This is a genomic window from Shewanella sp. N2AIL, assembly GCF_022690845.1.
Taxonomy (GTDB): domain Bacteria; phylum Pseudomonadota; class Gammaproteobacteria; order Enterobacterales; family Shewanellaceae; genus Shewanella; species Shewanella baltica.
In genome coordinates, this window is record NZ_JALBYT010000028.1 from 25,444 (window position 1) to 38,504 (window position 13,061).

Annotated in this window: 12 protein-coding genes; 2 read left to right on the forward strand and 10 right to left on the reverse strand. The window is 47.9% G+C overall.

The annotated features are described in order from the left end of the window. Positions 1 to 2: 2 nt before the first annotated feature. The 10 genes from MO387_RS15710 to metB all read right to left on the reverse strand — a co-directional run bounded on the left by MO387_RS15710 (position 3) and on the right by metB (position 11,625). Entirely contained in the window at positions 3 to 332 is a 330-nt protein-coding gene (locus tag MO387_RS15710; protein ID WP_242326382.1) for a cysteine-rich CWC family protein, read from the reverse strand. A gap of 412 nt (positions 333 to 744) precedes the next feature. Next, the gene (locus tag MO387_RS15715) at positions 745 to 1,308 is read right to left on the reverse strand and encodes a hypothetical protein (protein ID WP_242326384.1); all 564 of its coding nucleotides are present in this window, start codon (positions 1,306 to 1,308) and stop codon (positions 745 to 747) included. Between the two features lie 520 nt (positions 1,309 to 1,828). Next, entirely contained in the window at positions 1,829 to 2,896 is a 1,068-nt protein-coding gene (locus MO387_RS15720; RefSeq protein ID WP_242326386.1) for a c-type cytochrome, read from the reverse strand. 10 nt (positions 2,897 to 2,906) lie between these two features. Next, positions 2,907 to 3,533, reverse strand: coding sequence for a c-type cytochrome (locus MO387_RS15725; protein WP_242326387.1), 627 nt, complete (start codon positions 3,531 to 3,533; stop codon positions 2,907 to 2,909). Between the two features lie 228 nt (positions 3,534 to 3,761). Next, a complete protein-coding gene (locus tag MO387_RS15730; protein WP_242326388.1) occupies positions 3,762 to 4,790 on the reverse strand; it encodes a DUF2955 domain-containing protein in 1,029 nt (342 codons plus the stop codon). Positions 4,791 to 5,109: 319 nt separating this feature from the next. Further along, entirely contained in the window at positions 5,110 to 6,168 is a 1,059-nt protein-coding gene (locus MO387_RS15735; protein ID WP_011847896.1) for an HlyD family secretion protein, read from the reverse strand. Between the two features lie 8 nt (positions 6,169 to 6,176). Then, positions 6,177 to 6,650, reverse strand: a complete 474-nt coding sequence (gene slyA / locus MO387_RS15740; protein ID WP_006083211.1) for a transcriptional regulator SlyA — start codon at positions 6,648 to 6,650, stop codon at positions 6,177 to 6,179. 301 nt (positions 6,651 to 6,951) lie between these two features. Then, positions 6,952 to 7,839 (reverse strand): methylenetetrahydrofolate reductase, encoded by an 888-nt coding sequence (metF, locus tag MO387_RS15745; RefSeq protein ID WP_006083212.1) that lies wholly within the window; start codon positions 7,837 to 7,839, stop codon positions 6,952 to 6,954. A 217-nt stretch (positions 7,840 to 8,056) separates the two neighbouring features. After that, complete coding sequence (locus tag MO387_RS15750; protein WP_242326389.1) at positions 8,057 to 10,450, reverse strand: bifunctional aspartate kinase/homoserine dehydrogenase II; 2,394 nt, start codon at positions 10,448 to 10,450, stop codon at positions 8,057 to 8,059. A gap of 11 nt (positions 10,451 to 10,461) precedes the next feature. Next, positions 10,462 to 11,625 (reverse strand): cystathionine gamma-synthase, encoded by a 1,164-nt coding sequence (gene metB, locus MO387_RS15755; RefSeq protein WP_242326390.1) that lies wholly within the window; start codon positions 11,623 to 11,625, stop codon positions 10,462 to 10,464. 212 nt (positions 11,626 to 11,837) lie between these two features. On the opposite strand from metB, the gene metJ reads away from it, so the two are divergent. Together metJ and MO387_RS15765 are read left to right on the forward strand one after the other, a co-directional pair. Continuing rightward, the gene (gene metJ / locus MO387_RS15760) at positions 11,838 to 12,152 is read left to right on the forward strand and encodes a met regulon transcriptional regulator MetJ (protein WP_006083215.1); all 315 of its coding nucleotides are present in this window, start codon (positions 11,838 to 11,840) and stop codon (positions 12,150 to 12,152) included. 81 nt (positions 12,153 to 12,233) lie between these two features. Then, a complete protein-coding gene (locus tag MO387_RS15765) occupies positions 12,234 to 12,977 on the forward strand; it encodes a sulfite exporter TauE/SafE family protein (protein ID WP_012196613.1) in 744 nt (247 codons plus the stop codon). Positions 12,978 to 13,061: the final 84 nt, after the last annotated feature.

The window sequence follows — 13,061 nt, forward strand, 5'->3', positions numbered from 1 at the left end:
CGCTATTTCACCTCATAACCTAGCCCGTCGCTCACACTCGATGGGCTTTTTTCATCCTGTGTTGCAATCAGCCCCTGACTTAAACTCTGCTTGAGTTGGCTAAGACAGGTTTGGCAAATACACGCATCGGCAGACAGTAAAATGGGGCTGATTGCCCCTTGCAGCGAACCTGATGCTTGCGCTTGCAACACCGCCAAAGGTGGGAACATCTGCTGCGCACACCAACAATCCTCAATACCCTTACCAACAATCACCGCACATTGATTCGCGCCTTTGCACAGGGGGCAAATTTGCGATTCCGTAACACTTAAATCTTTTAACGACTTGGACATCAATATCCTCTTAAATAACATAGGTTATTTATTCTTAGAGATGGTGATCATAACGGTTTTTAGCCACTCAAGTTGAGTTGCTTTGCCACAAAGAAAGATAACTGTATCATCAGTTGCGTTGGTATCAATTGTCATTGTTTACCCTAGGCTCAACACATTATGGTGATATTCTCTATGCCTCTATAGGTCAGATACTGTAAAGCGTCCTTTTCTGATTTGCCAAAAATTAAGCACTTGCACTCCAGTGACACGCCAACTTTGATTTAGAAATGAGTCATCCCAGAAGGCTTAACGGCGGCATATATGCCGCCAACAGTCACTTCCGTGCAAGTTCTTAATCTTATTAATTCCCGAGTTTACCTGTCGCTAAATTTAACTATGGATGTTTCAATAAAGTTCCTTACAATTAAGTTTATGATAAAGAATTTTGAATAACTTCAAAAATCACTATATATTCAGAATTATATGGGAGTCTTGCGAAACAATTATTTGTAAAAATATGAGTGTTAATTTGGTCTGAACTACAATAACCAACTTCAAGGGGAAAGTAAGTATTATTGCTTAATGGAGGTTTGAAAAATTCAATATGCCCGTCAGCACCATAATTGCCACCGTAAAATCCTGAATCTTTGATAATTCCCGAGTACAATTCAGTCAGACTACTAATGATTTGGTTATTTCCTTTTATGTCGGCATCTTTTTTGGCCAAAGCAGGACATTGGATAAACTTATAAATCATTGTGTTAGATAACACTCGCTGCCATGCAAGTGCAGCTTCTATCCAATCAATTAAGTTAATCTCCATCCCCTTGGGTTTCTGGCAGTATACATCTATAAAGGGCATGGAAACTGTATCTCCATCGTCTATGCTCCACGGCTTAGACCTAAATATTTTTAATGCATTAAATGCATAGTCTCTAAATTCTTGGTCTTCTAATTTTTCAAGAAGGCCATCAATATAAACTTGCCTAAACATTGAATATCCTTATTTTATTTGGTTTAACACACTTGGGACCTACGAACTAATTGATTAACGATTTTGAACTTATTGTTATTGGATATCTGAAATCTGGTTATTTTTGGTTCAGTTCTTTAATCTGATCATAGCAAGAGCTATAAATCAAAGATACGCCAGTAGTTTAATGAGCTACCCATGGCTAAATTCTCTGTGTACTTTAGCTCAACAAATGACACTAAGGCTCGAAAGGCGAGTCATGGCAATTAGCGAGGCGACCGTCCGCCCCATGGACGGGGCGGTCGAGCATCCAAGGATGGACTGGCTGCGAGTCGACGAGCGAATGCCATGACTCACCTATACATTGATACCTGCAAACACGAAGATCCCAACTACTTAAATCAAAGATGACTCAGTACAATTGACCAACATATGTTTGACCAATAAAAAAGCCAGCAAAGCTAAATGCTTGCTGGCTTTTCTGTCCAACTTATTCACTCGCTTTATTTCATCAAGCGAGCACTGAATCAAAGCCGCTCAACTATGACTTCTTAGGAAAAATGGGATAGGACTCAGTGCCTAACACTTTGCCATCGACCTCGACACCATAGTAATCGCTGTCATTGTGGTATTTCTCCTGCGCCTGCTTCACATCACCTTTGCTACGCGGGTCCTGTGGACGCTCGTGGGAGTTGATATAAGCTGCAACGTCCCAAGCCTGTTGGTTAGTCAACTGCATACTCTTACCAAAAGGCATGTTTTCATGGATGAAGAATGCGGCAGTATTGACCCTGTGCATTCCCGCCCCCCAGTTGTAACTCTTAGGCCCCCACAGCGGTGGCAGCGCATAAACGCCAGCAATCGCTTGACCTTGACCATCAACACTGTGGCAAGTTTGGCAATGGGCGACATAGACCTCTTTACCCCGTTCAGGTGAATAGGCTTGTTCGGGTTTTGGGATCTCAGGATAACCACGACCCGGCAAATTGGCACGCTGCTCAACTGTCATCGCCTTGGCTAATATCTCAGGTAGCGGGAAGTCTTCCCGTTTGGCACCTTTGACTAACTCGGCATCGCTAAGCTCAGGGACTGGGCCGCTAATATTAGCTTCGTCCATCAAGCCACCCATGCCCAACCAATAGGCATAAGCAGAAAGCGCCACTAGCTCAGGGCTCGCCGATGCAGGGGCTTTACCATTCATCGAATAGTTAAAGCAGCCCTGAATGCGCTCTTCAAAGCTACTGACCTTATTGTCTTTTTTGCGATAGGCCGGATAAGCAAAATACGCGCCCCAAAGGGGTGAAGCGTTGGCTTTACGGCCCGCATCCATATGGCAGTTGGTGCAATTAAGCTCGTTACCCACATACTTATCACGCAGTTTTTGGGTATTCACAAATAGCTGATAACCCAAACGCACTTTATCACCAAAGGCACCTTCAGGAATGGCACTCAAAGGTCTAGGGACGAGATAGGTTTGATCCGGTATCTTAGGGAAAGAAGGCAGCGGGGCTTGTTTATCCGGGCGCTCTTGCAGCGGATCCGATTCGGCTTGCGCCTGCACGGTTAACGACCCCATAGCGGCCAGTAATAACATTGCGGAATATTTCATGGCCAGCTCCTTATTTCAAATTAGCAAAGTAGTTCGCTAAGGCATCAACCTCAGCGGCGGTAAGCTTGTTAGCCACGTTCGCCATCATGCCATCGACATCACCTTTGCGCATTCCCGACTGCCATGCCAGTAATTGAGTTTTAATATAACTCGCTTGCTGACCGGCTAAACGGGGAAATAAGCCGCCACCTAACCCCGAAGGACCATGGCAGGTCACGCACGCTGGTAAACCACGTGACCAATCACCTTGGTAGGCTAAACGGGCGGTATCGTCATTGAAAACCACCTGTTCACCGCGGATAACGGGCTTGACCTCATTGGCAGGCTTTGCAGAAAAGTAGTTTGCCACTTGCTCAATCCCATCACCTTGCAGGGTCATTGCCATCGGCATCATGGTCGCATTTTGGCGCACACCCGCTTGGAAATGCTGTAACTGGGTCGAGATATATTGTTTAGATAATCCCGCTAATCGAGGGCCGAGCGGTTCAACGCCCTGACCTTCTACCCCATGACAAGACACACATAACTGTGCCGGTTGGGGGATAATTTCCATCAATTGTTTGCCAGAAGGCGCAACGGAGGCGGCCGCATAGCCGCTGCATAGCGTTAAGCCTATGACGAATGTTTTAATCTTCATGTTCTATCCTTGAAGAGAGTTAAGCTCTAAAGCATAGGTGGTTATTGTTATTTATGTTGCTGCTCACACACTGAGCCCATTTTTGAGTCAGCCGCCCATTTTTTAAAACAGTCAATTAATGAGCCTTAGCGTTCATTAAAGCTCACTTATTGTTCAATCCAAATGGGATAAATTTACCTTACTCTTTGAAAGGGTATGCTGCAAGTCTTCAAGCCCGAGTAGCCAGAATCAATAACCAAATCGCGTCGATTCAAAACGATTCAATAACTTATGTATCAAATAACACAGGAGTAGCGTGCCGACGATGGCGGTGAGAATGCTGCTCACTCGATATAAGGCGCTGAAGATTAAATCGTTGCCTGGGGTCAGATACTGGCCAAACAGAATACCTAAGGTCGTCATGGCGCCAAAACCCACGCCTGAGCCACTTGCCTCTCGCACATGGGCTTGGCTAAAGATCATCAGTCCAATCCACAGCAAGGGGACGATTAATATCAATAGTCCTGACCAGTCATAGAGTACCAACTGCACAACGACCCCAAACGACACGCCCAGCAAAGTGCCTATGGCGCGCTTACGGGCATAGTCGAGTGCGCCATTCCAATGCATAGGAAACAGGAGCAACAAGGTGGTCGCCTGAGCTGACATCGAATCCCGCAGATCAAATATTTGGAATACCAGAAACGATGCGGTCGCTATGGTCGCGCCGAGTAATGCTTCGTGGCGCATTCGATGTGGCGCCTTAGGTCCAGGCTTGTAAGCCGCCCTTGGTTCCACATCGGGCCAGAGTGCCGTCATAGCATAGGCAATAACGACCGACAGTGCCGTCGCCCAAAAGTTACTGAAAACTAAGTCATTCAGATTGGTATTGGGATAGCTTGCAAAGTGCAGCATGATGCTAAGGCTGAGCACTCCATTGGCGCCAAAGAGGAATAAACTGCCACGGGACATGGCTGCAAAGCGATATAAAAATAGTAGAAACACGATGGGCGTCATCAGGCCGGGATGACTGCCAAACAGACCACCGAGCAGTCCAACCTCTAACCCAGCCATGGCAGATGAGGCCAATAACTGGCGCATAGCATGGCCATTCATCACGGGCACGAGTCCGAGTAGCAGCATAGGCGTCACAGTGAAGAAGACTCCATTGCTCCAACCAAACATTTTACACAGGGTAAAACCTATGGTCGCGCCAGTCGCAATCCGTAAACACTGGCGTAAATCGTTGGCCGTCAATGGGCTATGGCGTAGTAACATGCTCGTCGCCTTGTTCTATCGATAAGTAAAATTGGGGATGTTTAGCTAGCTAATACTGCATTCACACTTATGTTGCTTTGAAGCGTTCACTCAAGCGACTCACGGCAAACACACCGACCGCGAGTCACTCGCCCGTCAACAGCAATAAGTGCGAGTAGATAGGCGAGTAAATACGCTAGCAAATAGGCTAATAAATAAGCTAGTAAATAGGCTGATAAATAAGCTAGTAAATAGGCTGATAAATAAGCTAGTAAATAGGCTAATAAATAGGCTAATAAATAGGCTAATAAATAGGCTAATAAATAGGCTAATAAATAGGCTAATAAATATAGTGCAGCAGGCTAATGACTTTAATCTGCACCTTTGCCAGCAGACTAAACAGACTATTCTCGGGCAGCAGTTGCACGGTCGCGCGCGCTCCGGCTGGCAAGCTGTTCATCGCCATCCCATCTAACTCCAAATGCAGCCTCAATCTTTGGGCATCACGCACCCAACGGTCAGACTCCTGCGGCGCCGCTAAACGGCCATTGGCATCGAATTGCCCCGCACTCACGCCCGCATCGACACTGCTCACCGTCGCCCGATATAAACGGCCGGGTTCGCCATCAAACGCAATCAAAGCGGTCGATGAAGCATTGACGCCACGCAGACTCTTTTCACGAAAATCAGCAATAATATCAATCTTATCCGATACCACGGCTAACAGAGGTTGCCCCACGGTCGCAAAACTCCCGACTTCTAACTGCAGGTTAGTCACTATCCCGTCCTGATCGGCATGGATTTGGGTGTAAGACAAATTGAGTTCAGCTTGGGCAAGATGATTTTGTGCCTGACGCACCTTAAGATTCTCTTCGCCATAACTGCCACGGCTCACCTTAAGTTTTTCTAAACGCGCATTGGCGGCGAGCAAATTGGCTTCCGCGGCGGCGGCATCACTATCGGCCTGATCCCTTTGCTGCTGCGATACACCATGGGTGGCATACAGGGCATCGAGGCGCTTAGCTTCGCTGCGTTTCTGTTGTGAGGTGGTTTTGTTGGCATTGACGTCGGCCTTCGCGGCAAGCAGCGAGGCATCTAACTCGGCATTGTCTTGGCGGGCTTGCTCTAAGGCCAATTTAGCTTGCGATACCGCTAACTCATAGGGCGCAGGATCGACTTGAAACAGCAAATCGCCCTTGGCAACCGCTTGGTTGTTCGTCACGGCTATGGTCTGAATTTTGCCGCTGATCTGCGGCGTAACCTTAGTCACAACACGCGTCGCCATAGCTTGCGGCGTCAATGGCATCATAGTATCGGCAAGCATAAAATAGCCGAAAACCATCACAAAGCCGAACATGGCAAATTTTACTAAACGGGCAAACTGTTGATCCGGTGTCATCTTCTTTCTCACAAAATGGTTGCTGTTGCCTTGGCCAATTTGGCGCTGGCGTTGTCACTAATCAGGCTAATAATGCGTTCAAATTCGCTGAGCTCGCTGGCACTGATCCCAGCTAATAACTCACGGCGGACCTGAATTATCCGCGCTTCCATTTGCTTTAATACATCCAATCCCGCAGGCGTTAGCGTCACAATCCTTGCGCGCTTATCTTTGTCGCAGCAATGACGCTCGACTAAACCTTGCTCTTCTAATTGCCCTAAGGTGCGCATTAACGAAGCCAATTCAATTTCTAAGGCATCGGCCAACACTTTCTGGCTCACGCTGTCGCCTAAACGCAGTAATTTCCACAATGCCGTCCAGCGGGGATGGGTTAATCCCAAAGGCGCCAGCTCGACATCGGCCACGGTACGCCACAATCGATGCAGACGGCCTAAATGCTCCGCCAGTGATAACTCTTTCAATCGCTCTAATTCTTTTTGCATCTTGCTCACCCACTTAGTTAGCGTGCTAAGCATTATACTTAGTTAGCAGGCTAAGTAAACTGAGATAAATAACACCATTAACCATTTTCAAGGGACTTTTTGGGCTAAATCAATGAAAAATAATCCGATTAATTTTTTAGAAAATAATCAAAAATACGATTAGCTAGAAAAGAAGATAAGGTAAAACCGATACAATAGAAGAGAATGCACAAAATGGAACGTGCACTTTGTAGGATTTTAAAAACAAAAAAGCGCTAATTCTCATCAGCGCTTTAATTTTTAGACCATTTTAAACAATAGCTTACTTAGGACGCACACCTAGCGTATGGCAAATGGCGTAGGTCAGTTCGGCGCGGTTTAGGGTGTAGAAGTGGAAATCCTTCACGCCTTCGCGGGACAGTACTTTCACCATGTCGATTGCCACGTTTGCACCCACCAATTGGCGTGTGCCAGCATCGTTTTCTAAACCATCGAATTGCTTGTGTAGCCAGCCCGGTAACGACACATTGGTCATGCCCGCGAAACGTTTTAACTGGGTAAAGTTAGTCACAGGTAAAATGCCTGGCACGATTTCAACGTCGATACCTGCGGCGACGCAGCGGTCACGAAAGCGCAGGTAAGATTCCACATCGAAGAAAAACTGGGTAATGGCACGGCTAGCGCCCGCATCAATCTTACGCTTAAGGTTGATCAAATCCGCCTGTGCATTGCTCGCATCGGGATGCACTTCTGGATAGGCCGCAACGGAAATATCAAAGTCGGCCACAGAGCGCAGTAAACGCACTAAATCCACCGCAAAACGAGTGGGCTTGGGGCTGCCCGCAGGTAAATCACCCCGCAGTGCCACTATGTCACGAATGCCCGACTTCCAGTAATGCTTAGCCAGTTCTAATAGCTCTTCATCGCTAGCATCCACTAAGGTTAAGTGCGGCGCGGCAACAAGGTCAGTTTCCTGTTGAATACGCTCAATCACGCCGTGGGTACGGTCGCGCACACCTGAGTTAGCGCCATAGGTCACAGACACAAACTTAGGATTAAGCGGCTCTAAACGACGAATAGAGTTCCACAGGATCTGTTCCATTTCGGGGGTCGATGGCGGAAAAAACTCAAAAGAAACATTAATATCGCCATTAAGCTCAGACAAGCTCTGGTTCAGCGATTGTGAATGTTGTGCGTGATGAAAAGCCATGTGTATTTCCTCAACCGCCCTTGGCGCTACTCTTTGCTAGTATGAATTAGTTCAAATGGACGTTTGGACGTCTATATGTCCATATACTAGAGAAACTGAGATGTAAGTCAAGCCAAAAAATACCCATAAACCGCATTTAATCTCGGTTAATTCGATAGATTTATTCTAGCCAATAAAAAAGGACTCGAATGAGTCCTTTAAGCTGCTGAATTTCAGTCTACTCTTGCAAGAGATCGCGACAGATCTGCGTCAGATCCGACTGCACCGCCGCCGCTGTCACTTCGCGTCCGGCGCCCGGTCCACGGATGATCAAAGGGTTACCTTGATAAAAGACGCTGCGGATCACAAACACGTTATCGCCGGGGGTCAAATTAGCGTAGGGATGATGGGCATCAATCCATTGCAAACCGACTTCGGCTTTAAGCTCTGGGCCGCTGTTATCTAAGGATGCCACGTATCTCAGCACCTTATTTTGCTCCGCCGCCGCACCGTATTGTTGCAGCAGATCGGCATCTAACTCGGCAATGCGGGCAAGAAACTGATCTAAGGGAATATCGGCCAAATCGGCTGGCACTAATGAGCGTAATTCAATATCTTCAAGCTCGATTTCAAGGCCAATTTCACGGGCCAAAATAAGCAGCTTACGCTGCATATCACGACCGGACAGATCGTCGCGGGGATCGGGTTCAGTAATACCTAAGCCTCTGGCTTCAATCACTAATTCTGAAAATGGCTTACTGGTATCGTATTTCTCAAATAACCAACACAGAGTGCCAGAGAAAATCCCGCCCACGGCTTCAACACTATCACCGCTGTTACGCAGATCATTTAGCGCATGTTGGATGGGTAAGCCCGCGCCGCAACTGGCGTTATAGCGCCAAAATAAACGACGATTACCCAGTTGCTGCTTTAACTCACGGTAGAAAGGCAGTGGGCCCGAGCCTGCGAGTTTATTCGCGCTCACCACATGGATGCCGCGCTCGAATAGCTCTGGATATTGCAGCGTCAAACTGGCGCTGGCACTGATATCTAAGGCCACCAGCTCGTCACAGTTAACCCGTTCTAATTGCTCGAACAAGTGCTCGTACTGCCAAGGTGTTGCCTCGGTATTAAACTCAGTCTGCCACGCGGCAAGATTAATGCCTGTGGATTTAATCAAGGCTTTACTCGAACTGACTAAGCCGACTAACTCAACACTGGCTTCGAGTTCATGATCCAGTGATGGCGACACCGACTTAAACAAATCGACCCAAGCCTCACCTATGTTGCCCACACCGAGCAGCAAGACACCAATGCGTTTACGCGGCCCAGCGCAGCGGCGGTGTACCTTTTGCGTTAACAGATTCACCTGCGACTGGGGCACCAGCGTCACTAAGCTTAAGTCACCACTAAACAAAGGTTTAGCATCACGGCTTAATAAACGAGCAAAGCTGCGGCGATAATGTTCGGCATCGGCACTGACTAATGCCACTAAGCCGAGATCTGTGTTGATCTGCTGATCGCTGATCCCTAATGCTTCTGTCTCGGCATCGAGCAATCTTTGCACTTGTTTTTGATTTTCAGCGGTATAGGCAAGCTCAACCCTTTGATGGGCAGACGTCCAATGGGCCAATGGCGTTAAACCCGCGGCGATCAACGAATCTAATAAGCTCGTTAATTCACCCGTAAGCTTAAAGCCGAACAATACGACAGCATTGAGGTTCGTCACCACAGGCGCGCTCGCAGACGAACTGTGGGGCGCAATCAAGGTAAAGTCGGTGTGCGATGCATAACTTGAGCGCACCGCTAAACTCACTTCGGTATTGAACAAAGGCTGCAGAGTGCGCGAATGCAATACCGGCGAGCCTAAACGCGCTAAGCGGTCAGCTTCGGCAAGTGACATGCTTTTCAGTAATTTAGCATCGTTGATCTTATTCGGGTCAGCGTTGAACACCCCTTCTACATCGGTCCAAATGGTCACGCGCTCAATATCGGCAAGGCTGGCAATCAGGCTAGCGCTAAAATCGGAACCATTACGACCGAGTAATAAGGTATCGCCGCGCTCATTAGCGCAGATAAATCCGGTGATCACCAGTCGCTCATTAGGATGTGCAGCCAACAGCGCTTGTACTTTAGCGCGAGATTCCTGCACCCGAATTTGCGGTACGGCGGCTTCATCAGCCACTAAGATTGAACAGGCATCCACATGGCTTGCCGCCACACCAGATTCGCGCAGCAGCGCCGCCATCAAGCGCGCCGACCAACGCTCGCCAAAGCTCACCACATGGTTAACTTGGTATTCGTTGCGTTCGTCGAGGGACAATAAACTGATGAGCTGCGCCTGATCTGTCGCCAAACGCTCACGCAGATCGCGGGCTTGTTCGTTCGACAATAACTGCTCTACCAAACCCTGTTGATAGCTGGTCAGCACTTGTAATTCTTCTTGCCACAACTGACCCGCGTCGCGCAGCGCTAATAATTTATACAGGAAATTCGTGCTCTTACCCGCCGCAGAGACCACCACAAGGTCATCGCTATGACCGTGGGTTAACAGGATATGGGCGACTCGGCGATAACAATCGGCATCCGCTAAACTGGAGCCACCAAATTTATGTAAGTGACAACGTGCCATCTATTATTCCTCTACTGACAAGCCGCAACGGCGGCTAATCCTGCTTGAATATCTGCAACTAAATCGGCGGCATCTTCAATACCCACCGATAGACGCAATAGGGTGTCCTTAATGCCTGCCTCAAAACGCGCCTGCGGCTCCATGGCTCTGTGGGTCATAGTTGCGGGCACAGCCACTAAACTTTCTACGCCACCTAAACTTTCCGCCACACTAAATAACCTAAGTGCACCTAAAAAGGCCACCACTTCGGCCTCGCCGCCCTTGAGCTCAAAACTCAGCATAGCGCCAAAGCCTTTTTGTTGCTTGGCTGCAATCGCATGACCTGGGTGATCCGCAAGACCAGGGTAATAAACTTTGCTCACCACAGGGCTTTGCGTCAATACCTCAACAATGCGCTGGGCATTGGCTTGATGTTCACGAATTCGCACCGCTAAGGTACGTAGGCCGCGCAGGGTTAAGTAACTATCAAATGCCGATCCCGTTAAGCCTAACGTGTTCGACCACCAATGTAAGCTTTCGCCAATTTGTGCATCTTTGGCAACCACTGCGCCGCCAACCACATCGCTGTGACCATTGATGTATTTAGTGGTGGAGTGGATAACGATATCCGCGCCTAACAATAGGGGTTGTTGCAATATCGGCGATAAAAAAGTGTTATCGACCACGACTAGTGCGCCGACCTCATGGCTCGCCTTGGCAATGGCTTCGATATCCACCACACGCAATAGCGGGTTCGATGGGGTTTCGAGCCACACCATCTTAGGATTTTGTGCGATAGCGACGGCTAACGCTTGGCTGTCGGTTTGATCGACCACAATCAGCTTAAACTGGCCTTTCTTCGCCAAATTAGTAAATAAACGGTAAGAACCTCCGTAGCAATCGTGGGGCACCACCAACAGGTCATCAGGGCCGAGCAAAGTGGTCACTAGAGTGATGGCCGCCATGCCAGTGCATGTCACTATGCCAGTGGCGCCCTTTTCTAATTGCGCTAATGCTTCGCCTAAAATGCAGCGCGTTGGGTTGCCTGAACGACTGTAATCGAATTCGCGGGGATTTTTATGACCATCGAAGGCGTAATTAGTCGACAAATAAATCGGTGGCACAACTGCACCATATTGAGTATCGCTTTCGATACCCTGACGCACTGCCAGTGTGGCTAATTGACGCTCTGCCATGGGTGGACTCCTAAATTCGGTAGACTGATAGAGATGTCTGGACGTCTAAATGTACCTAAGCCCAACGCCATCGTCAATAGGCGTGAAGACGTTTAGACGTCTGAACATAAAGAAATCTGTTTGCAATCACAAAGAAATAGTAGCAATAATTTGACTGTTCTTTGTAAGGGTTTAAAATCTGCCCCGAATTTAGCGTTATAACAGGTGAGTCAATGACTGAATGGAATGGGGAATACATCAGCCCCTATGCTGAACATGGCAAGAAGAATGAACAAGTAAAAAAAATTACTGTGTCTATTCCGCTCAAAGTGCTTAAGGTCCTTACGGACGAACGAACTCGTCGTCAGGTCAATAATTTGCGTCACGCCACCAACAGCGAGCTGTTGTGTGAGGCATTTTTGCACGCCTACACTGGCCAGCCATTGCCTAACGATGAAGATCTGTCAAAAGATAGCCCAGACAGCATTCCCGCCGAAGCCAAGTTGCTGATGGACGAGATGGGGATCGAGTGGGAAGACATGGAATAGCGACTTGTCGCTGGCAAAGTTACATCACAGTGCTCATCAATAGGGATCGTTAACGATCCCTTTTTGTTTATATGGAATCCTATGTTTTCTATGATAGATCCACAGACTCTTGCCTTGGCCTCGCTGATTGTATTTCTTGGCGCCTTAACCCAGAGCCTGATTGGGTTTGGCCTAGCGGTTGTCGCCAGTCCTTTGCTATATATCGTCGATCCACAACTCGTACCGGGTCCCGTTATTGCCATGGGATTTACCATCTCGCTACTGACCTTATTCCGGGAGCGTGGTCATTTAGAATTCAATGGCTTGCAATATGCGCTTATAGGTCGCGTGCCCGGTGGTTTTATCGGTGCGAGTCTGTTGCTGTTTGCGCCTCAGCCCATACTCGGGTTATCCATCGCCGCCATTGTGGCAGTCGCGGTTATCCTCAGCCTGTATAAATTCAGCCTGCCAGTGAATAAGAAAACCCTCTTTGGGGCGGGCGTCGTCTCGGGTATTTTCGGTAATATTGCCGCTATTGGTGGTCCGCCGATGGCGATTCTATTGTCAGGCAAAGACGCTTCGCAGTTTCGCGCCGCCCTGTCGGCCTTCTTCATTTTTAGCTCCACCATAGCTATGGTCATTCTGGCGATCACTGGCTTATTAGAATTGAAGCACCTGTGGCTGTCGTTGATGTTGCTACCTTCAGTGCTTTTAGGGTATTTAGTCGCGGGGCGATTAGTGGGCAGTGTCGATAAAGATAAAACTAAAATGGCGACATTAGTCCTCTGCAGTATCAGCGCCTTAGTGCTAACGGTGAAGTCGGTTATCGAGTTATTACCCCAATAAGCGTCCTGCTTGTATTGGCAAATCATCTGAAGATTCAAACAATAAAAAGCACTGACATTGTCAGTGCTTTTCTTTATCTATCAA

Excerpts from the sequence above, each read along its gene's own strand:
- MO387_RS15735 (WP_011847896.1), bottom strand. The coding sequence starts at position 6,168 with ATGACACCGGATCAACAGTTTGCCCGTTTAGTAAAATTTGCCATGTTC.
- MO387_RS15730 (WP_242326388.1), bottom strand. The coding sequence starts at position 4,790 with ATGTTACTACGCCATAGCCCATTGACGGCCAACGATTTACGCCAGTGT.
- MO387_RS15750 (WP_242326389.1), bottom strand. The coding sequence starts at position 10,450 with ATGGCACGTTGTCACTTACATAAATTTGGTGGCTCCAGTTTAGCGGAT.
- MO387_RS15765 (WP_012196613.1), top strand. The coding sequence starts at position 12,234 with ATGTTTTCTATGATAGATCCACAGACTCTTGCCTTGGCCTCGCTGATT.
- metF (WP_006083212.1), bottom strand. The coding sequence starts at position 7,839 with ATGGCTTTTCATCACGCACAACATTCACAATCGCTGAACCAGAGCTTG.
- slyA (WP_006083211.1), bottom strand. The coding sequence starts at position 6,650 with ATGCAAAAAGAATTAGAGCGATTGAAAGAGTTATCACTGGCGGAGCAT.
- metB (WP_242326390.1), bottom strand. The coding sequence starts at position 11,625 with ATGGCAGAGCGTCAATTAGCCACACTGGCAGTGCGTCAGGGTATCGAA.
- MO387_RS15720 (WP_242326386.1), bottom strand. The coding sequence starts at position 2,896 with ATGAAATATTCCGCAATGTTATTACTGGCCGCTATGGGGTCGTTAACC.
- MO387_RS15710 (WP_242326382.1), bottom strand. The coding sequence starts at position 332 with ATGTCCAAGTCGTTAAAAGATTTAAGTGTTACGGAATCGCAAATTTGC.
- MO387_RS15725 (WP_242326387.1), bottom strand. The coding sequence starts at position 3,533 with ATGAAGATTAAAACATTCGTCATAGGCTTAACGCTATGCAGCGGCTAT.
- metJ (WP_006083215.1), top strand. The coding sequence starts at position 11,838 with ATGACTGAATGGAATGGGGAATACATCAGCCCCTATGCTGAACATGGC.
- MO387_RS15715 (WP_242326384.1), bottom strand. The coding sequence starts at position 1,308 with ATGTTTAGGCAAGTTTATATTGATGGCCTTCTTGAAAAATTAGAAGAC.